The organism is Candidatus Flexicrinis affinis, assembly GCA_016716525.1.
GTDB lineage: Bacteria > Chloroflexota > Anaerolineae > Aggregatilineales > Phototrophicaceae > Flexicrinis > Flexicrinis affinis.
This window is the reverse complement of record JADJWE010000006.1, coordinates 436,552-456,823: the sequence shown is the minus strand read 5'-3', so window position 1 is coordinate 456,823 and position 20,272 is coordinate 436,552. Positions and strand designations below refer to the sequence as shown.

Below are 20,272 nucleotides of genomic sequence, written 5' to 3'. Positions count from 1 at the left end.
ATACCCTGCCGGAAGGCCAACCAGCGTCGCTAAGGGAGATGACGGGAACCTGACGCCTTACCGATTGTGCAACATACACGAAGAAACATTGCTTGCAAGATTGCACTTTGCATATACAATGAATGGAGTACGACGCGTCAAGGCAACATTGGCGCGGTTTTTTCGGAGTGCGATCGTCCATTTTTCGCAATGTGGCAAGGAGAAGCCCATCCGGGGCCCCCACAACTATGACCCTCACGCACGAACTCCACACCAACGCTTATCAGACGGCCTTATCCCAGTTCAACAGAGCCACCCCCCACCTCCGCGACATTGACGACAACATCATCGAATTCATGCGCTACCCGCGTCGCGAATTCACGGTCAACTTTCCCGTGCGCCGCGACGACGGCCGGGTCGAAATGTTTACCGGCTACCGCGTCCATCACAGCACCGTCCTCGGCCCGTCCAAGGGCGGTATTCGTTACGACAAGATGGTGACGATGGACGAGGTCCGTGCGCTGGCCATGTGGATGACGTGGAAGTGCTCGCTGGTCGGGCTGCCGTACGGCGGCGCGAAGGGCGGTGTGATCGTCGATCCGCGCGCGCTGTCTTTGGCCGAGCATGAACGCCTAACCCGGCGCTTCGCGAGCGAGCTAATCCCCTTGATCAGCCCGCACAGCGATATCCCCGCGCCGGACATGGGCACGACGCCGCAGCACATGGCGTGGATCATGGACACGTACAGCATGACGATGGGCTACTCCGTGCCCGCCATCGTCACCGGCAAGCCGCTGGTGATCGGCGGGTCGCAGGGGCGCACCGTCAGCACCGGCCGCGGCGCCGTCACGATCATGATGGAAGCTTTGCGCCGCCGCGGTGTCATGGACGCCTCGAACACGCGCGTCGCCATCCAAGGCTTCGGCAACGTCGGCAGCAATGCCGCCGCCTACGCCTATGAGAACGGGTTCAAGATCGTCGCCGTCAGCGACATCAAGGGCGGCATCTACAATCCGAACGGCCTCGATATCCCGTCGGTCATGGAACACGTGACCATCACCGGCAGCGTGGTGGACTTCCCCGGCTCCGAGAACGTCAGTAACAGTGAACTGCTCGAGCTGCCGTGCGATGTGCTTCTGCCGTGCGCGCTCGAAGGTCAGATCACCCAGCACAACGCCGATCGGGTGCAGGCCAGCATGGTCGTGGAAGGCGCCAACGGCCCGACCACGCCCGAGGGCGACGACATCATGAACGAGCGCGGCATCATGGTCGTGCCCGATATCCTCGCCAACAGCGGCGGCGTGATCGTCAGCTACTTCGAGTGGGTGCAGGATCTACAGTCGTTTAGCTGGGACGAGACCGAGATCTTCCGCCAGCTCGAACGCATCATGATCCGGGCCTACGATCTGACCGTGCGCACGTCGGAAGAGCACGCCATCGACCTGCGCACAGCGGCGCAGGTGGCGGCTATCAAGCGCGTCGCCGATGCGATGAAGACCCGCGGCTTCTACCCGTAAACCATCCCATCACGAAAACTCACCCCCTGACCGATGCCGGTCAGGGGGTTTTTGTTTCTACCGTGGGGCGCTGCCCCACACCCCGCCAGAAGGCTTGCGCCCTCTGGACTCCCATAACTCGCAAAAGAGGCCGCGCGCGGCCTCTTTTGCAGAGATGGGGTCAAGGGGTGTAGACCTGTTGTAAGGTGCGAGGGCGATGCCTATGCAATAAGTGCCCGGAGAGGAATCTGCACGCCTGCACCTCGTTACTCGCGATTTGATGCCGCATGCGGCATCAAATCGCAGAAACGGGAGTCCAGAGGGCGAAAAGGCGTGTCCGAAAATCAACGAAAGAGGGTGGCTAAGACGCCAAGTGGGCGGTTGAGCATGCGGTTGAGATAGAGGCCGATGTTGTAAGCGGCGGTTTTGGCGGCTAAGCGGGTGAGTTGTCCCCACCGTGAGTGGGCCAGTAGCCGTTTGAAGCCGAACACGTTGTCCAGGCGGGCGAACACCGTTTCTACGATCTGCCGGTGCGAGGCTAGCCAACGGTGCTGCGCCGCACTCCACGTGCCGGGCTCGTTAGGCGGCGGCGGGGCCAACACGCGTGCGCCATAGGCCTGCTGCCATTGCTGCCGCCAACGCCGCCCATTGAACCCGCGGTCGGCTAGATAATCGCCGCTCAATGTTTCGCCTACTGCAGCCCAGCCAAACAGATGTGTGGCTGCAGGCGGCGTAGTGCGTGGTTTGTTGCCATCCCGTGGGCGCTGTTTCGGTTCGTGCAGCGCGTCCCCACCTGCCCGTCGGTTCAACAACGCTTCTAACAACCAGCGGTCGTTCACATTCGCGCCTGCCGCAATCCAGCCTCGAATAACGCCGCTAGGGCTCACCGCCATAAGCACCCGTTCGCCCCACACGAAGCGCCCGTAGCTGCCTCGTCCCCGACGGCTTTGCCAGGTCCAATGGGTGGACTGACGCTGGGCTTGGCCATTGCTGAGACTGGGTACAGGCACGCTGTCCACGCTCTCATAGAGTTCATCTGCGCCGCGCAATTGCTCGGCTACAAGCTGTTGCAGCCTCACAAAGCCACCCCACAAACACCGCACCCGCCGATTGAACGCACTTCGCCCCAACATGGTCGGGAACAAACCGCGTAAATGCCGCTGCACGTAAGCGACCACTTCCCGTTCTGAGCGCCACGGCATTCCCGCCTGCCATTGCCCCGCCAGCGCAACGGTCAGCACCTCGCTGTCGCTCATTCTCATTCTGCCACCGCGGTGCCGCTGCATCGATTCGGCGATTTCAGCTTTGTACCAGTCATCGACCAGTACGTATAATGTCGTGAAGATGGTGTCCATATCCATCGCTGATCTCCTTGTTGGCGCAAGAGATTCTAGCGCTTATGGACACCTTCTCTATTTTCGGACACGCCTTTCAACGCTCGGTGCCACTTCACACTCAGCGCTCTTCTACAGCCAGCTCGTGACCTTCTCGACAAATTCGTCGTCGAGGAACGCGCCCTTCTGCAGCAGCACCGATGTCGACAGCTCTAGTTCCTTGCGCTCGTGCGCGGACAGCTCCTTGGCCGTCACGACCACGATCGGCACTTCGATCAGCGTCGGATCGGCTTTCATCTGGCGAATGACCTCGAACCCGTCAACATCCGGCATCATCAGGTCGGTGATCACCATATCGGGCTTCCACGTACGAATGAGCTGCAAGCCGGCCTCGCCGTTATGCGCAAGCCGAATCTCGGTATCGTCGCGGGTCGAGAGGATGCGGTGCATCAAGCGGGCGGCCTCGACGTTGTCCTCGATCACGGCCACGCGGCGGACGCGCTGCCCGCCCATGATGTCGATTACGGTGGCGAGGTCGTCCTGCGGGACGGCCGGCGTCGAGCGAGCTTCGCTCAGATCGACCTGCTTCTGCCACTGCTCGCCGAGAATAGTCTTTTCGACCGGCAGCGTGTGGCCGGAGCAGTTGACGACCACCACGTCGTCGGGCTTGATGATCCCCTGCCGCACTAGCTTGAACAGGCCGGCGAACGTCACGCCTGCCGCCGGTTCGACGCTGATTCCGTCGCTGCGGGCCAGCGTGCGAATGGCCTGAAACGCCTCTTCGTCGGTTGCGCTGACAAAGTGACCGCCGTTGTCCTGTACGTAGTCGTACAGAAGCTCGTAGGCGCGCCCGGGCGACCCTGTTGCCAGCGTGACGATGACCGAATCCGGATTCTCGATCGGCGTCGCCACGCGCTGTTTGCGCTCGAACGCCTCGACCATCGGCGCGCATCCGGTCGACTGGATCATGCCGAACGCGGGCAGTTTATCGACCAGCCCGAGCGATTTCATCTCGCGGAAGCCCTTGCCCACGCCGATCGGGCCCATGCCGCCGCTGACGCTTTGCAGGTACCAGTCCGGGGCGCGCATCGGCAGGTCGCCGCCCAGCTCGCGGACAAGCTGCTCGCCGATCTCGTAGGCCATCGTCTTCATCGCTTCGATCGACGCGACCGACTTGATGCCGCGGTCGAGGAAGATGCCGCGCGCGGTGGCAAACTGCGCCGCAAGCTGTTTGGTCTGGTCGTAGGTGCCGGTCGTCTTGATGACCTCGGCGCCGTAGATGGCCGTTTCGCGCATCTTGTCCGTCGGCGTGAGCGCGGGGAAGAACGCCCACAGCTTGATTCCGACCCGCGCGCAGTAGGCCGCATAGGCGATCGCGACGTTGCCGGTGCTGGCGACGACCAGCTCGTTGACACCCATCTCCTTGAGCGCCGAAATCGCGACGGTCGCCTGCCGGTCTTTGAAGCTGCCGGTCGGCCCCTGTCGTTCGTCCTTGATGTACAGGTTCTTGAGGCCGAGCGACGCCGCCAGCGCCTGCGACTTGATCAGCGGCGTGCCGCCTTCACCCAAACTGACGATGTTGGCCGTGTCGTACAGCGGCAGCACCTCGTGATAGCGCCACAGCTGCGCCTTGCGCGATCGCACGGCTGTCATCCACGCCGCGGGGTCAAGCCCTTGCAGGTCGTAGCGGGCCTCGACGATGACCTCACCGCATTTTGCGCAGGCGCCGCCAAACGTGCGCATTGGTTCGGAGTGGCCGCAGTTCGAACACTCCAGCGTGATCTGTTTACTGTCTGACATTGCGAATCCGGACTCCGCCGGCAGGGGATTGATTGACAATATGGCGTCATTATAGTTGTAACAACGTTGATCTAGAATATGGAACACCCATTCCGCTTACGGAACGGGTGTCCATTGATGACGTGCGTCCTTCGCGGACTACGAATTGACGACCAGCACCGGGCACGGACTATTGGCAAGAATACGTTCGACGCGCGGCCCGAGATACAGCCGTTCCGACCCGACGCTGACGCTGGTACCCAGCACGATCAGATCGACGCCGAGCTTCTTAGCGTGATCCACGATGGCTTGGTCAGGGCTGCGTGAGGTCACGACTTCGGCACTGGTCAGCACCCCTTGCAGGCCGCCCAGTTCGCGCAGCTCGTCCACCGCGCGCCCCGCGTTCGTCTGCTGGCGCTGCAGCATTTCGCCGGTCGCGTCGAAGCGGAAATCGTTCATTGTCCGCTCGACGACTTGCAGGATGACCGCCTCGCCGTCCGGCGCAGCCAACGCGAACCCGACCTCGGCCGCGCGGCGGGCCGCCGTCGACCCGTTGGTGGCGATCAGTACACGGCTGGGCTGCCAGTCCTCAGGGACTTGGCTGCCGCGCACGAGCAGAGTCGGGCAGGGCGACGTGCGCATCAGAAAATCGACAATCGGCGTGAAGAGCACTTCGGTCGAGCGCAGCCCCTCCGGCGCGCCGAGCACCATCAAGTTGTAATCCTTCTGCGCCTCGTCCAAGATCAGCCCGCCGACGTTGTCGCCAACCGCGACCTTCTTGGTCACAGGTTCGGACTCAAACAGCAGCGCCAACTTGTCGAGGTAACTCACGGCGGCGCTGCGCCCGTCCGGCTTGGTGACGGTCATCAGCGTGACGGAAATCTTCGTGCGCGCGTTCAGCTTCTCGAGGATGCGCGCCTCGATCTGCGAGTAGGGACTGCTTCCCTCACGCACGCGCACCGGCAGCAGTACGCGCCGCACGTCCGCGAGCAGGCTGTTGGGGTTGAGCTGCTCCTGTCGTGCGCGTGCCTCTTCGTCCGCCGTTGGCTTGAGATGGCCGAGCACCCAACGCAGCATGACCGGCGCGACGACCGACGTTGCGATCGACATCACCACGATCATCGAGAACACGTCCTGCGTCAGGATGTCGAGCGACAGGCCGACCGTGGCGATGATGATGCCGATCGCCCCGCGCGCGCTGAGACCGGCGCCAAAGCTGAGCGACGTCCAGTGGTCGCGCCCGCCGATGTAGCGCGCGCCGAGGTACGTGCCGATGATCTTGCCGACGATTGCGACGACGATCATCAACACGGTCAGCACCAGCAAGTCCGGCTCAAGCAGGCGAATTGCGTTCACCTTCAGGCCGGCGACGGCGAAGAAGATCGGCGCGAAGAGGCTCAGCGCAATCTTTTCCAGCGTGTGCACCGCTTCGATCGGGATGGTGCGAATGCGCGCCAGCAGGATTCCGGCCACGAACGCACCCAACACGGCCTCGATGTTGAGAAGCTGCGCAAACGCGCCGCCGGCGAACATCAACACGACCATCAGGGCCAACACGCGGTCGCGCCCGATCAAGTTGTCCTGCGCGAAGCTGATCGCCCGCCGCGCGATCCACTGCCCGACGGTGAACATGACGCCCATGAACAGCACCACTTCGCCGACCGACAGCGCGAGCGAACCGGGGCTGAACGCCTCGCCGGCGGCAAGGCCGGCCACGACCGATAGCAGGATCCAGCCCACCGTATCGTCGATCATGCCGGACGCGATGATCGTCTGGCCGACGGTGCGGCGAATTACGCCGAGGTCCATCAACACCTTGGCGACAACCGGGATCGCGGAGATCGCCAGCGCGGTCGCGACGAACAGCGCGAACACAACACGCTGCGCCGGGTCGACCAGCAGATCGTCCGGGATGATCATGCCGAGCGCCGTGCCGCCAATGAACGACACGGTAATGCCGCCGATCGACACGCCGATCGCCGTTCGCGCCTGTCGTCGAATCAGGCCGATATCGGTTTCGAGGCCTGTGATCAGCAGCATGAACATGGCGCCGAGCAGGCTTATGACTTCGAGCAGGTAGCCCTGTGTTTCGGTCTGCGGGACGAGCCACTCGCCCACGCCGGGGAAGATGCCGCTGAGGACGGATGGGCCGATCAGGATGCCGGCGAGAATCTCGCCCACCACAGTCGGCTGACCGAGTCGTTGGGCCAGCTCGCCCATGACGCGGGCGGCCAGCAGCAGCACGCCAACTTGAACGAGCAGCAGCAGGATGTCGTGATGGGACGGGGGGGTAAACGGTTGGGTCATTCGGAAAGTCGCTCCGTTTGGCCTCACAAACGCGGTACTATATCGGCTGCCGCAAAAGTGAGCAAATTGAGAGTCTGCGACTTCCCGTATCCCGTATAATGGAGATACCAAGCGGGCGAGAGGATCGCGGCGCGGCGTGACCGCGCTGAGGAAAGTCCGCCCTCCATAGGGCACGGTGCGAGCTAACTGCTCGGCGGGGCGACCCGACGGAAAGTGCAACAGAGAGGTGTATTGCCGGTGCCTGTTCGCAGGCAGCGGCGAGGGTGAAACGGTGGTGTAAGAGACCACCAGCGCCGGCAGCAATGCCGGCGGCTCGGCAAACCCCACCGGGAGCAAGGTCAAACAGGCGCATTGGGGCGGCCCGTCCCGCAAAAAGCGCCGGGTAGACTGCACGAGGGGCGCGGTGACGCGCTCCCCAGAGAGATGATCCTCCACGACAGAAGGCGGCTTATCCGCCCGCTTGGGTTCGGGAAAGGGGGGGGGGGGGAACGGGGGGGCCCCCGGCCCCGTCCCGCGCCCCGCTTTTCGCCGGTCCCCCCCCCCGGGGGGGAGCCGCCGCGGGGCGCGGGTGGTTTTTTTCCGGTTGGCGTTGGGGCGGCTCCCCGGCCCCCCCGGCCCCCGGGGGGGGGCCCCCCGCCCGGGTGTGGGTGGGGGCGGTGGGCGGCGCGGCCCCCGGTCCCGGGGGTTTCGCCCCCTCCCCCCCGCGGCGGGGGGTGGCCGCGGGGCCCGGGGGGGGGGGCCCCCCCCCGCAAACCCTCCTGGGGGAGTCCCCCCCCCCTCGGGGGGGGGTACCCGGCCGCTCCGCCCCTTTTTGGGGGTTCGCGGGGGTTCCCCGGCGGGCGGGGGGGGCGGGGCCGGCGGCCGGCCCCACCGCCAGGTACGGGCCCGCATTTGGCCCCGACTTCCTCCGCGGGGGGGGCGGCCGGGGGCGCGTTGCGGCGGCGCCCCCGGGGGCCGGGGCGCCCCCCGCGGGGCCCCCCCGGCGCCGGCCGGGGGTTGGTCCCGGGGGGGGGTGGGGGAGCCGTTGCCGCCGCCCCCGGGGATAAGTGTGGGGGGGAGGGGGGGGGGGGGGCGGCCCCGGGGACGTTGCCCCGGCGGGGGCCCCGCGGGGCGGCGCCCCCCCCCGCCCCGCCGGGGGGGGGGGCGGGGGGACCCCCCCCCCCGGGGGGGGGAGCCCCACCCACCCACAACCAGTCGTCGATGTGGTTGGGCGCGGGGCGAATTTTTTTTTCCTCCTTCCTTCCCCCCCCCCCCAAAAAAGCGGCCCCCGACCCCCCCCGCCCCCCGCCACCCCCCCAAAACCCCCCCCCCCCCCCCCCCCCCCCCCCCCCCCCCCACCCTGCCCCCCCCCCCCCCCCCCCCCCCCCCCGGGCCCCCGGGGGGGGGGAGAGGCCCTCTCCCTTCCCCCTCCCCCCCCCACACGGGGACGGAACCCCCCCCCCCCCCCCCCCCCTTTTTCCCCCCCCCCCCCCCCCCCCCCCCCCCCCCCCCCCCCCCCCCCCCCCCCCCCCCCCCCCCCCCCCGGCCCGGCCCCCCCGCCGCCCCCCCCGGCCCCCCGCCCCCGGCCCCGCCCCGACCCGGCCCCCCCCCCCCCCCCCCCCCGAAAAACCCCCCCCCCCCCCCAGCGCCGCCCCCCCCCCCCCCCCCCGGGCCCCCCCCCCCCCCCCCCCCCCCCCCCGGGCGCCCACCCCCCCCCCGGGACCCCCGCGGCCACCGCCAGCGGCCCCCTCCCCCCCTTGACGGCGCCCCCCCCCCCCCCCCCGGCCGGGGGAAAATTCCCCCGGGGCCCAACCCCGCCCCCCCCCCCCCAAACCCCCCGGGGGGAAAAACCCCCCCCGGGGGGGGAACCCCCCCCCCCCCCCCCCCTCCCCCTCGGGGGGGGGGGGCGGATGGCCCCCCCCCCCCCCCCCCCCCCCCCCCCCCCCCCTCCCCCCCCCCCCCCCCCCTTTTCTCCCCCCCTCCTCCCCCCCGCGCCCCCCCGGGGGCGCCCCCTTCCCCCCCCCCCCCCCCCCCCCCGCTCCCCGGCGGCCCCCCGCACGCCCCCGCCCCGCGGCAAATCCCCTCCCCCCCCCCCCCCACCCCCCCCCCCCCCCCCCCCCCCCCCCCCCCCCCCCCCCCCCCCCCCCCCCCCCCCCCCCCCCCCCCCCCCCCCCCCCCCCCCCCCCCCCCCCCCCCCCCCCCCCCCCCCCCTGCCGCGGGCCCCCCCCCCCCCGCGCCCCCCCCCGAGGCCACATCACGAGGTTAAACAGATACCCCGTGAGCGTGATGCCGAGCGCGACGACGCCGACGAAGATCGCGATCAGCCGCGGTTTGAGCACGCGCCGCAAGATAATCATCTCTGGCAAGCTGAGCGCCACGACCGACATCATGAACGCCAGCGCCGTCCCAAGCGCCGCGCCCTTGCCGAGCATCGCACTCACGATCGGGATGACCCCGGCCGCGTTCGAATACAGCGGAATGCCCAGCAGCACCGACGCCGGCACCGACCACCACGCGTTCTGACCCATGATGCCGGTCAGCGCGTCCTCCGGCACGTAGCCGTGGATGAACGCGCCAATGCCGATGCCGATGATGACGAACAGCCACACCTTGCGCAGGATGTCGCGGGTCGTCTGCGCGGCCTGCTCAAACCGATCGCCCCACGTCAGCGCCCCTGCTATTCCTGCGCCACCCTGTTTCTTGGCCTTGATCTGAAAGACGAACGGCTCTACGTAGCGCTCCAGCTTCATGCGGCCGAGAACGAGGCCGGCGACCACGCCGATCGCGATGCCGGATACCAAATACAGCGCGGCGACCTGCCACCCGAACAATCCGAGCAGCATGACGAACGCGACTTCGTTCATAATGGGCGAGGTGATCAGGAACGAGAAGGTGATCCCCAGCGGGATGCCGGCCTCGACGAATCCGATGAAAAGCGGCACGGACGAGCACGAACAGAACGGCGTCAGCGCGCCAAACAGCGAGGCCATGAGATTGCCGATGCCTTCGCCGCGTTTCTCAACCAGCGCGCGTACCCGCGCAACGTCGATGAACGTCTGTGCCAGCGTGATGACGAAGATCATGCCGGACAACAGCAGCAAAATCTTCGGCACGTCGTACACGAAGAAGTTGAGGGCTTCGCCTAGACGGCTATCCTGACTGAGGCCAAGCAGCGAGTAGGTCAGCCAATCGGCGACGGGTTGAAGGTTCGAGTAGGCGACGATCCAGACGACAGCCAATACCGCGATGATCGCGAATGTTCGGCGGTCAAAGCCGGAAGTGTCGCCGTGTGCGGAGCGCATGATTTGTTTGATCCTTGCCCGATTAGTTGTGCGACTGGTTGGCTTCGTTCGCCCACTCGAGGATCTGCTGGCGGTTCGGGATTCGGCCGACGGACAAGACCGTCTCGTTGATCACCAACCCCGGCGTGCGCAAGATTCCGTACGAGGCGATGTCCGAGTAGTCGGTCACTTTGGTCACTTCAAAGTCGATACCGCTGCCTTCGAGCGATGCGCGCACTTCCTGTTCAAGCCGCTGGCAGTTGGGACATCCAGACCCGAGGACTTTGATCGACAACATGGCGCTTTTTCTCCCGTATGTAGTGCCTTATGCCCGCACTATAGCGCCGTGCGCTCGGGAGTGATTAGTGTCTGTCGTCACGCGAATCGCGTTATATAGATAACTATCTATGTATTTGACGCAGCGACTACACTTTGTGCATGGTGAGCACTAGCACGGGCGGCGATTCATGACACAACATATCGAGGCAGTCGAAGGCGCGGCGTGTACGCCGGTGTTAGCAATACGGCTGTCGTCCGCGCAAACGGACGCGATAGCAGCGGCGTTCAAAGCCATCGGCCATCCGGTTCGAATGCAGATTCTCGATTTGATCGCTCAGGGTGGCGGCGAAGTGTGCGGGTGTCACATCGAACGGCACTTCGACCTTACGCAGCCGACGATATCCCATCACTTGCGTATCCTGCGTGACGCCGGGCTGATCGAATCCGAATCGCGTGGGGTGTGGGTGCATCACCGCGTGAATCGCGCGGCAATGAGCGAACTTCAGCGCGTCCTTGCGTCGCTGGCAGATAGTGAATCCAAAGCCAGTGACTGAATACCAGCGGACAGGACCGTCTGTTTCCCCGGCAGTGTGCAGGTGATGCGGATCGAATGTGACTCATCACATACAACCCATCACTGAAGACTGACGCCTGCCACCTGATCACTCAATAGAACTTGATCACGATGTCGCTGACAATGTCGGCGGCCTGTTCGGTGCTGCCGACGGCGTGGAACATGTGCCGGTAAATCTCGCGCAGCTTGAACATCGTGATCACGTGCCTGAGGTCTTTCGGCTCGTCGAACAAGTGCGCCAATGCCTCGGCGTACAGTCGTTCCATCTGATTCTCGATCGACTTGACGCGCATCGAATGGTCGGTGGCGATCTTCGGGTGCTTCTCAAGCCGTTCGATGGCGAGATGCAGCTCTTCCGCGCTCTGATGCAGCAGCGCGGCCATCGCCCGTAGATGGTCGTTGGGCGCGACGCCGAGAATGTCCATTTCGTGCGTGGTCGAGTAGGCGTAGTCGAGGATGTCGTCAATGGCCCGCGACAGCGCGAACAAGTCTTCGCGGTCGATCGGCGTGACGAACGACCGGTTGAGGTCGTCAATCAGGATGCGCCGGATTTCGTCGGCGTTCTTCTCCAACGAGCGCACGCGCGCGGCGTTCTTCTTGCTTGGCTTGGTCATGTAGCTGACGAGTGCTTCGGTACCTTGTACGACGATCTCGGCTTGTTCGCCCAGATGCTGCAGGAATCGATTGGGCTTGCGGCGGAACGCCTCGCGGATCCGCCCCAGACGCGCCTTCAACTTTTGCAGCCATGCTTTCATGGTCAGAACCCTTTCAGAAGGGGCGCCAGCACGGCGCCGAACACGGCTGCCGTCGGGATCGTCAGCAGCCATCCCCAGAGAATGCCGCTGACTACACCCCAGCGGATCATTTGTAAACGGTCGGCGCTGCCTGCGCCGAGGATGGCCGAGGTCACGACCTGCGACGCGCTGACCGGCAGGCCGAACGCGCTTGCGCTCAGAATCGTCGCGCTTGACGCGGCCTGCGCCCCGAAGCCGTGAATCGGCCGGATCTTGTAGAACTTCGTCCCCAACTTGCGGATGAGCGACCAGCCATTGATCAGACTGCCGATCATCGTCGTGCTCACGCCGAACAGCACGATCGTCAACGGCACGTCGGTCGTCGTGAAGACGCCGCCGGCCACCAACCCGATCACCAGCGCGCCCATTAGCTTCTGGGAGTCGTTGCTGCCGATCGCCATCGCCATGACGAACGAGATAGCGATTTGGGCGCGCTGAAGCCAGCGATTCATGTGAGGCGTCGCGGCGGCGGTCAACGCATAGGCGACCTTCACCGTCAGATAGCCTGCGATCACGCCAATGGCCGGCGACACGAACAGGCCGAGCACCAGCTTGACCAAGCCCGGCCCCAGCAGCGACTGCGGGCCGGATTCCACCCACGCCGCACCGATCAGCCCGCCGACTAACGCCTGCGAGATACTGACCGGAAGCTCAAAGTAGAGTCCGATCATGTTCCAGACGACCGCGGCGGCGATGCCGGCTGTGACGCCGTAGAGCGAAATGCCGCCGGGGACGATCACCTCGGCAGCGATCGTCGCGGCCACCGCCGAACCGAGCACGTACGCGCCCAGCCCCATCCCGACGGCGGCGAGGATCACCGCCTGACGCGGCAGCAGCGAGCGCGACGAGACCATCGCCGCCACGACCACTGCCGAGCCGAACTTGCCTTGCAGGACTCCATAGCAGAGCCCCACAGCCATGAGGATGAGGAGAGGGAGGAGCATCGTTAAAGATGTTAAGACTTATCGTCTAAAGTTAAAGAATGTATGGAGCAGTATATCACACTTTCTTAAAGTAGTGTCACAATGCGCCATCGCCGCCGGAAAACCGTATGCTACTCGCGCGCTACAAGCTGTTCGAGCGCCGCCCGAATGCGCGCCGGAATCGGTACCGGACGATTGGCCGGGCGCTCTACGAATACGTGTACGAAATACCCGACCGCGCACGGCTCGTCGTCTCCTTGCCGGAATATGCCGATCTCGTAACGGCAGCTCGACGTACCGAGCTTGGCGACCCGCAGCGCGGCGTCGACCGTCTCGGGGAACGTGACCGGCTTGAGAAACTGGCAGTGAGTCTCGACGGCGAAGGCGACGACGGGGTCGTGTTCGGTGTTCAGCCCGCCGGCGCGGATCAAATACGCGTTGATCACGGTGTCGAAGAACGAGTAGAACTCGACATTGTTGACGTGCGCGTAGATGTCGACGTCATGCCAGCGGGTCGGGATAGCGAGGATATGCGGGTAGTGGATGCGCCGCTCAAAATTCGGCTCACGGGTCATGGACTTCAATCTCGTTTTGAATAGCGCGTCACACGCGATACAGTTTGCGTAGTACGGAAGTCCATGTGCCGCCGGTGAGCCGCGAGGACCGCATGACCGATCATCACACTTACTCCGCCGCAGACATGGCCAGTCGGGTCGTCCGCTTCGACGACCTCAAGCACATGGGCATTCCACTCATGTTCATCGACAGTATCCTACCAAACCACTGGTGCATGAACTATGCGGTCATTGGTACGGGCGGCGGCGACCCGGACACGGCCGCCAAACGCGCCATCACTGCGCCGCACGGGTTTCAGGTCGGGATGGGCTGGGCGCCGCCGGGAAACGGCCCGGCTTGGCACACGCACGACTACGTCGAATTGATCGTCATCCTTGACGGCGAGTGGCGGTTCGCGTGGGGCTACGGCGAGGACAGCGCGCGCCCCGATGGCGAGTTCGTCCTCGGCAAGTGGGACATGATCTCGGTGCCTGCCGGCGTGTGGCGCGCGTTCGACGTCGTGGGCGACGGCATCGGGTGGTTTCTCGCGATTGCCGAGCCGCACGAAGACGACGACGGCAAAGACCCGCATTGGCCGCCGTCGGTCGTCAATATGGCGCGGGCCGCAGGATTCCACGCCGACGATTTCGGCCGGTTGATCAAGACTGTGGATTACCCCGACGTGCGCGCGGCCCACGAGCGGCGCTTGCTCAGCATCTTCAAAGACATCACCGGCGTGCCCCTGCCGGACTTCCAACCCGAATAGGACACGCGATGCCGCGCGAGAACGCCCAACCCGTACTGCTCGACGTCCGCGATCCGCGCCTGATCAGCGTGCTCGATCCCGCCGCCCGTATGGAGACCGTCCTGACCGGGTTCAAATTCACCGAAGGGCCGATCTGGCATCCACGGGCACATCACCTGCGGTTCAGCGACATCCTCGGCAACTCGACGTTCGAATGGAGCGAGGGGCACGGCCTGCGCGATATCCGGCCCAACAGCCACCTCGCCAACGGCAACACCTACGACCGGCAGGGGCGGATGCTGACGTGCCATCACGCCACGAGCCGCGTCACGCGGATGGAGCCGGACGGCGGCATGACCGTGATCGCCTCGCACTACAACGGCAAGCAGCTCAACAGCCCCAACGACATCGTCGTGCGCGGCGATGGCAAGATCTTCTTTACCGACCCGCTGTTCGGGCGCGAGCCGAGTTCGGGCATTCCTCGCCCCGCCGAGCTGACGCACACCGGCGTGTACTGCTTTGATCCGAACAGATCCGAGCTGACCCTGCTGGCTGACGATTTCAGCGGGCCGAACGGCCTGTGCTTCTCACTCGACGAATGGCAGTTGTTCGTCAACGACACGCACCGCGATCACATTCGCGTCTTCGATGTCGAGCCGGACGGCACGCTCAAGAACGGCCGCGTGTGGGCGACTCTCGATGGCGACGCCGAGGGGTGGCCGGACGGCATGAAGCTTGACAGCACCGGCAGACTGTTCGCGACCGGCCCGGGCGGCATCCACGTCTTCGCGCCTGACGCGACCTGTCTCGGCGTGATCGAAACGCCGGAACCGGCCGCCAATCTGGCCTTCGGCGATCCTGACCTGTGCGGCCTGTACATCACGGCAACAACCAGCATCTACCGCGTGCGCGTCCGCCACGCCGGCCTGCCGCTGTTCTAGGCGATCCTTGGGGCGCTGCCCCAAACCCCGCCAGAAGGCTTACGCCCTCTGGACTCCCATAACTCGCAAGAGAAGCCGCGCGCGGCCTCTCTTGCAGAGATGAGGTCAAGGGGTGTAAACCCCTTGGTAGCGTTTCTCAGCACTCGATGACGTTGACGGGGATTTGGACGGCAAGACCGCCTTCGGCTGTCTCCTTGTACTTGACGTTCATGTCCTGTGCGGTCTGCCACATCGTCTTGATCACGGTGTCGAGCGTGACCTTGGCGTTGCGCGGCGAACTCACGAGCGCGATGTTGGTCGCCGTGATCGCTTTCATCGCGCCCATGGCGTTGCGCTCGATGCACGGGATTTGCACCAGCCCGCCGATTGGGTCGCAGGTGAGGCCGAGGTGGTGCTCCATGGCGATCTCGGCCGCCATGAGCGCGCGTTCCGGCGATCCGCCCAAGCCTTCGGTCAATGCCGCTGCAGCCATCGCGGCCGAGACGCCGATCTCGGCCTGACACCCGCCCATCGCCGCGGAGATCGTCGCGCCGTGCTTGAACAGCATGCCGACTTGACCAGCAACCAGCAGGAAGCGCACGACATCGTCGTCGCCAGCGCCCTCGCTGAGGACGTAATGCATCAGCACGGCCGGCACGACTCCCGCCGCTCCGTTGGTCGGCGCGGTGACGACGCGCCCGAACGCCGCGTTTTCCTCGTTGACGGCCAGCGCGAAGCAGCTAATCCACTCGACCATTTCGTGCATCGAGTAGCGGCGGGCTTGAATGGCGCGCATCCATGCGTCGACGTTGCGGTGGCGCATCCCGCCCAGCAGCAGGCGGTTGATCCCCGCGGCACGCCGGACGACGTCGAGGCCGCCGGGCAGCACCCCTTCGGTGTGACAGCCTCGGTAAATGCACTCCGCCATGGTCCGCCAGATTTCCAGCAGGCCCGCGCGCACGTCGTCGGCGGAACGCCACGCCAGTTCGTTGCGCAGTACGAGGTCGGAGATCGATAGATCGTTCTCGCGGCATGCCCGCAGGACGTCCGCGGCGGTCGTACACGGGTGAGGGAGGTCGACGGCGTCGGCGCTGTCGGATTCGCCCTCCTCGACCACAAACCCGCCGCCGACCGAGAAGTACGTCGCGGCTACGGCGTCTCCGTCCGACAGCTCGGCCGTGAAGCGCATGCCGTTGGGATGAAAGTCGAGCGATTGATCGAAGTGGAAAAGCAGGTCGCTGTCCGGGTCGAAGGCGAGATCGCGCACGCCGTTCAACGGCAGCATGCGGCCCGAACGAATCGCCTCGACCTTGTCGTCAAGTAGAGTGGTATCGCACGTGCGCGGATCTTCGCCGCTCAAGCCCATCAGCACGGCGATGTCGGTCCCATGGCCGCGCCCGGTCTTGGCCAGCGAACCGAACAGTTCGACTTGGATGCGCACGACACAGTCGATGCCCGCGCTGGCGTCGACTTGCGCGACAAAACGACGCGCTGCACGCCACGGCCCCATCGTATGCGAGCTGGACGGGCCAACCCCGATTTTGAGCATGTCGAACACGCTAATGGCGTCCATGACAGATGCCTCCCTCGATGCCCTGCCACCTTGCTCTAGTGTACGACAGTTGGCACCTGTCAGTCGAACAGCGTGTCTGATTTGCCGTTATCGACGGCGTTTGACGTAAGGACGCACGCCGTTGACCTCGCCTGCCGGAAGCGCTTCGTGCTGTTCTGCGCGTGCTGCCCGGCGGTTCTTTATGAACCGTCGAATCGCCATCGCGACCAGCGCGTTGACCGCAATGTTGACGACCGCGCGCGGCACCCACTTCAGGTCCGGTTCGACCGGGGCCGGCGTCGGCTCGTCGATCGGGTCGAACGTCAGGATCACGAAGCGGTCTTTCTGCGCGAGGAACGACTCACGCGTCAGATCCATGCCGCTCATCTTAATCATGCCCTGCACGACCGGATCGTGTTCGGCCAGTTCCCACGCTTCGAGGTATTCCTCGTCGGTCACCAATGCGCGCACTTTCACCGACTCGGTACCGGTGGCTGTCTGGATCGTCACGAGCGGGTCGGCAAGGATGTTCTTGTACCAGTCCGACTGCGACCAACCGACCATCGCATATTTGCGCCCGTTGTACGTGTGGTACTCGATCGCGGTGTGGCGGGGAAGGCCGGACTTGCGGCCGCGTGTCGTGAGGATCATGAACAGCTTGCCGACCAGCGGGCCGAGGCCCATGCGATACAGCATGATCGGGAGCTTGTAGACTCGCTTCATCGCGCCGGTCGGATACGGCAGTTTTTCGGTAAGCAGGTTGTTGCGTTCTACGACCATATCGGCCTCCAAAGCCAAGAGTGGAAAGTGATGAGAAACGGCCCGCCGCTGTTCACGCTAAACGTTACGGGTGGGAGAAATCTGTTTGACGATTTTTGACGGCCGACTCATTGACCTCAAGCTACTGGGGGATCGGGGCTTTCGCCTTCAGCCCCTTGCGAATTTCCTTGCGGGCCCACGCGTAATGGCTGCACGTCGCCGACGTCATGTACGAGCCGAGCGTCGTCGATCCGGTCCACGCGTAGACTTGCGGTGTGAACAGCTCGCCGTCCGTCATGCCGCGAACAGCCGCCAGTATCTCGTGATACGACGCGTCGAACTCGTGCAGCACGACCTCGAGCGGGTCGTCGCGGTGCGCCTCGTACAGGTAGTGGTTGAGCTCGGGGATCTGCCGCCACGAATAGCCGTCGGCGGGCGTCATGGGGCGTTCGCCGCGCTGACCGGCGCGGTACCAGCCCAAGCACATCTGCTCCCATGCGGTGAGATGCGCGAGTACGTCCTTGACCGACCACGGCCCGACGATGTCCGGAATGATCATTTCCTCGGGCGTGAGCGTCTCCAGATACGTTTCAAGCGCAGCATGTTCCTTGAGGATTTCGTGAATCAACTGCTCCTTATTGTTTGGGCGCGGCATGACGATCTCCTTTCATCGCGCGGGATGCGGCACTCCAAAGCCCATACGCCGCATATCGTCGAAACCCACACAAAGACACTCCTGGCCGCCCGCCGGGCGGGCGAGCCGGGCCCCCCCCCCCCCCCCCCTCGGCGCCGGCCGCCCCGGGGACGGACCCGGGGGTGGCGATTTCGGGGGCGCCCGCCAGCCCGACCCCCCTCAGGGGGCCAAACATGGCGAGCCGCGCCCGCCCGGGCCGCGGCGGGCCCCCCCCCCCCCCCCCCCCCTCCCCCCGTCCGCCCCCCCACCCCCCCCCCCCCCGAAAAAACCCCCCGGTCCCCCCCCCCCCCCCCCCGCCCCGAAAGAGACGCCCACCAGCGGGAGGCGGGCGGCCCCCCCCCCCCCGCCCCCCGCCCCCCCCCCCCCCACACCCCCCCCCCCCCCCCCCCCCCCCCCCCCCCCCCCCCCCCCCCCCCCCCCCCCCCCCCCCCCCCCCCCCCCCCCCCCCCCCCCCCCCGCGGGGGCGGAGACCGCCTCAATGGTCAGCCCCCCGGCGCTGCCCTGCAACAGCGGTTCAACCGCCCAACCGGCTGTTTTTTTTTTCCTGGGTTCCTTTCTTTTTTTGTGTTTGTTGCGATTACATCAGCAGCGGGGTTCCGGCGGTCTGCAAGCGTCCCGCGTGCTTCAATACGGTCGCGGCGTGCAGCGTGGCCCAGCGCATCGTTTCCTCATTCCCGCCGAACACGCGCCAAGTACGCTGCCGGTACGGACTGACGCCGCGCCAATGCCCGTTTTCCAGCCGCTGCGCTTCGAGCCAGTCGAGCGCGTTGGAAGCGCCGGGATGATCGAGGGCATCCCACTCCGACAGCACGCGCAGGGTGAACAGAATGTCGGTCTGATAGAACAACGGGAAATTGAGCTTGAACCACAGCGGGTGGACGCTGCCGCCTTCCGGCACGGGGTAGTCGGCAAGTTCGAGGTGGAACGAATCGAGCAGGAAGTCAAGCGTGCGGTCGACCGCGGCGATCAGTGCCGGGCTGCGCCGTTCGGCGGGCAAGGCGGCAAGCCCGTACAGCGTGCGCACGGCGCCCCATCCGCACCGATGTTCGCTGTTCCACGCGCACACGCACGGCCCCCCGCTGAGATCGCGCACGGCATAGTCGATCATCGCCTGTGCGCGCGGGTCGTCGGCAAGGCCGGCCTGCAGCACATAGCGCAGGATGTTGCCGAATAGGCACGAGAATCCGTGCGCTCCCTGCGCCTGCCGCTGTCGGATGTCCCCCTCCGTCGCCCCCAGCATGTGAACCGCACCGTGCTGGAACCGCGGGTCGGCCGGATCGGCGTGCAGCTCGGCCAGCAGCGTCATAGTCCAATGCGTGCTGAAGTACTTCGGCTGATAGTAGTTCTTGTCCACCGCCCACGGACCGGCGGGCGATTGCTTGGCGTACAGCGCCGGCACCGGCCCCTCGCGCTCGATTGCGTCACGGTCGGCGCGCAGCTCGCGGTCAGCCTCGGGCAGGCCGAGCAGGTCGCGGCAGGCGAGATAGCGGATCGTCGGGGTTGCGGCCCCGCGCAGCCATTCGAGCCAATCAGGGTGTGTCATGGCACCTCCTGTGTGCGATTACCCCGCGTGGACCTCCTCGCGAGTGTCCGGAATCGGCAGCCCGAGCTTGTCGGGAAGCGCGTCCGCCCACGTGGCGATGGCCTCCCAGTTGCGATGATCGCCCTCGCTCCACACGCCGAACCAGACACTCAGGCGGAAGCCGAAGCGGGTCCAGAAGTTCGGCATCTTCGACAGGTCGAGCGCACCGGCGAAATATCCCTCGCTGACCGTCGGGACGATCGCGCGGACGGGGGTCAGGAACTCGCGCACTTTGGCACGCACGCCATCGTTGAGGTATTTGCGCATCGCCATCGTCATGCACACGCAGAAGGCCACGAACGGCTTGCGGCGCAGCACATCGCGGTGTGTCTCAATGAACGCCATGGCCTCCGGCAGCCACTTCGCGCCTTGAATTGCGCTGCCCGCGACCACGGCGTCGTAGCCGCTAACGTCGTCGATGTCCATCATCGGGCGCACGTCGACTGCATACCCACGCCGGCGAAGAGATTCACCGACAGCCTCGGCTACGCCGGGGGTCGCGCCGGTCCGGGTAGTGTAGGTGACAAGGATACTGGGGATCATAATATGGTACTCCAAACACGCGACAGCGTTGCTTGATGGCACGAGGATGGGCGGAGCCTGGTCGCATACACCCTAGCCTGAGCGTAACGCCGGGTGCGACAGCCGTTCTAGTACCAAACCGCGTAGAATATCGGCACGATTGTCACGACTCGGGCGGGCGACCTCGGTGGCCCTACCAGCGAGCTGGCCATTCGCGG

General features: G+C 65.6%; 16 protein-coding genes, 1 other RNA gene and 2 pseudogenes. 6 read left to right on the top strand and 13 right to left on the bottom strand.

Translation table 11 applies throughout. The annotated features are described in order from the left end of the window. The first annotated feature begins 227 nt into the window (after positions 1 to 227). A complete protein-coding gene (locus IPM16_17195; GenBank protein MBK9124835.1) occupies positions 228 to 1,496 on the top strand; it encodes a Glu/Leu/Phe/Val dehydrogenase in 1,269 nt (422 codons plus the stop codon). 323 nt (positions 1,497 to 1,819) lie between these two features. Here IPM16_17195 and IPM16_17190 read toward each other — a convergent pair whose 3' ends face one another. The 3 genes from IPM16_17190 to IPM16_17180 all read right to left on the bottom strand — a co-directional run bounded on the left by IPM16_17190 (position 1,820) and on the right by IPM16_17180 (position 6,895). Then, positions 1,820 to 2,836, bottom strand: a complete 1,017-nt coding sequence (locus IPM16_17190) for a hypothetical protein (GenBank protein ID MBK9124834.1) — start codon at positions 2,834 to 2,836, stop codon at positions 1,820 to 1,822. A 105-nt stretch (positions 2,837 to 2,941) separates the two neighbouring features. Further along, positions 2,942 to 4,609: a threonine synthase gene (thrC, locus tag IPM16_17185; protein MBK9124833.1), complete on the bottom strand. Its 1,668-nt coding sequence runs from the start codon at positions 4,607 to 4,609 to the stop codon at positions 2,942 to 2,944. 138 nt (positions 4,610 to 4,747) lie between these two features. Then, positions 4,748 to 6,895 carry a cation:proton antiporter gene (locus IPM16_17180; GenBank protein MBK9124832.1) on the bottom strand — a complete coding sequence of 716 codons (2,148 nt, stop codon included), beginning with the start codon at positions 6,893 to 6,895 and terminating at the stop codon, positions 4,748 to 4,750. Positions 6,896 to 7,003: 108 nt separating this feature from the next. Here IPM16_17180 and rnpB point away from each other — a divergent pair. After that, positions 7,004 to 7,362, top strand: an RNA gene (rnpB, locus tag IPM16_17175) — RNase P RNA component class A. Between the two features lie 1,764 nt (positions 7,363 to 9,126). Here rnpB and IPM16_17170 read toward each other — a convergent pair. Together IPM16_17170 and IPM16_17165 are read right to left on the bottom strand one after the other, a co-directional pair. After that, positions 9,127 to 10,176 (bottom strand): annotated as a pseudogene (locus IPM16_17170) (permease). Between the two features lie 22 nt (positions 10,177 to 10,198). Continuing rightward, a complete protein-coding gene (locus IPM16_17165) occupies positions 10,199 to 10,453 on the bottom strand; it encodes a thioredoxin family protein (GenBank protein MBK9124831.1) in 255 nt (84 codons plus the stop codon). A 169-nt stretch (positions 10,454 to 10,622) separates the two neighbouring features. Here IPM16_17165 and IPM16_17160 point away from each other — a divergent pair, with 169 nt between their 5' ends. After that, positions 10,623 to 10,988, top strand: coding sequence for a helix-turn-helix transcriptional regulator (locus IPM16_17160; protein ID MBK9124830.1), 366 nt, complete (start codon positions 10,623 to 10,625; stop codon positions 10,986 to 10,988). A 112-nt stretch (positions 10,989 to 11,100) separates the two neighbouring features. On the opposite strand, the gene IPM16_17155 is transcribed toward IPM16_17160, so the two are convergent. The 3 genes from IPM16_17155 to IPM16_17145 form a co-directional block, all read right to left on the bottom strand. Beyond that, complete coding sequence (locus IPM16_17155; GenBank protein ID MBK9124829.1) at positions 11,101 to 11,763, bottom strand: DUF47 family protein; 663 nt, start codon at positions 11,761 to 11,763, stop codon at positions 11,101 to 11,103. Positions 11,764 to 11,765: 2 nt separating this feature from the next. Next, the gene (locus IPM16_17150) at positions 11,766 to 12,746 is read right to left on the bottom strand and encodes an inorganic phosphate transporter (GenBank protein MBK9124828.1); all 981 of its coding nucleotides are present in this window, start codon (positions 12,744 to 12,746) and stop codon (positions 11,766 to 11,768) included. Positions 12,747 to 12,856: 110 nt separating this feature from the next. Continuing rightward, complete coding sequence (locus IPM16_17145; protein MBK9124827.1) at positions 12,857 to 13,300, bottom strand: acyl-CoA thioesterase; 444 nt, start codon at positions 13,298 to 13,300, stop codon at positions 12,857 to 12,859. 92 nt (positions 13,301 to 13,392) lie between these two features. Here IPM16_17145 and IPM16_17140 point away from each other — a divergent pair, with 92 nt between their 5' ends. After that, entirely contained in the window at positions 13,393 to 14,046 is a 654-nt protein-coding gene (locus IPM16_17140; GenBank protein ID MBK9124826.1) for a cupin domain-containing protein, read from the top strand. Between the two features lie 8 nt (positions 14,047 to 14,054). After that, positions 14,055 to 14,966 carry an SMP-30/gluconolactonase/LRE family protein gene (locus IPM16_17135; protein ID MBK9124825.1) on the top strand — a complete coding sequence of 304 codons (912 nt, stop codon included), beginning with the start codon at positions 14,055 to 14,057 and terminating at the stop codon, positions 14,964 to 14,966. Between the two features lie 136 nt (positions 14,967 to 15,102). Here the strand turns inward: IPM16_17135 and IPM16_17130 are convergent, their stop codons facing one another. The 3 genes from IPM16_17130 to IPM16_17120 form a co-directional block, all read right to left on the bottom strand. Beyond that, entirely contained in the window at positions 15,103 to 16,518 is a 1,416-nt protein-coding gene (locus IPM16_17130; GenBank protein ID MBK9124824.1) for an L-serine ammonia-lyase, read from the bottom strand. Positions 16,519 to 16,605: 87 nt separating this feature from the next. Beyond that, a complete protein-coding gene (locus IPM16_17125; protein MBK9124823.1) occupies positions 16,606 to 17,277 on the bottom strand; it encodes a nitroreductase family deazaflavin-dependent oxidoreductase in 672 nt (223 codons plus the stop codon). A gap of 121 nt (positions 17,278 to 17,398) precedes the next feature. Next, entirely contained in the window at positions 17,399 to 17,911 is a 513-nt protein-coding gene (locus IPM16_17120; protein ID MBK9124822.1) for a ClbS/DfsB family four-helix bundle protein, read from the bottom strand. 371 nt (positions 17,912 to 18,282) lie between these two features. Between IPM16_17120 and IPM16_17115 the strand changes: the two are divergent. Continuing rightward, positions 18,283 to 18,354, top strand: a pseudogene (locus tag IPM16_17115) (energy transducer TonB). Positions 18,355 to 18,527: 173 nt separating this feature from the next. Here IPM16_17115 and IPM16_17110 read toward each other — a convergent pair. After that, positions 18,528 to 19,493: a hypothetical protein gene (locus IPM16_17110; protein MBK9124821.1), complete on the bottom strand. Its 966-nt coding sequence runs from the start codon at positions 19,491 to 19,493 to the stop codon at positions 18,528 to 18,530. An 18-nt stretch (positions 19,494 to 19,511) separates the two neighbouring features. Next, positions 19,512 to 20,075: a flavodoxin domain-containing protein gene (locus IPM16_17105; protein ID MBK9124820.1), complete on the bottom strand. Its 564-nt coding sequence runs from the start codon at positions 20,073 to 20,075 to the stop codon at positions 19,512 to 19,514. Positions 20,076 to 20,272: the final 197 nt, after the last annotated feature.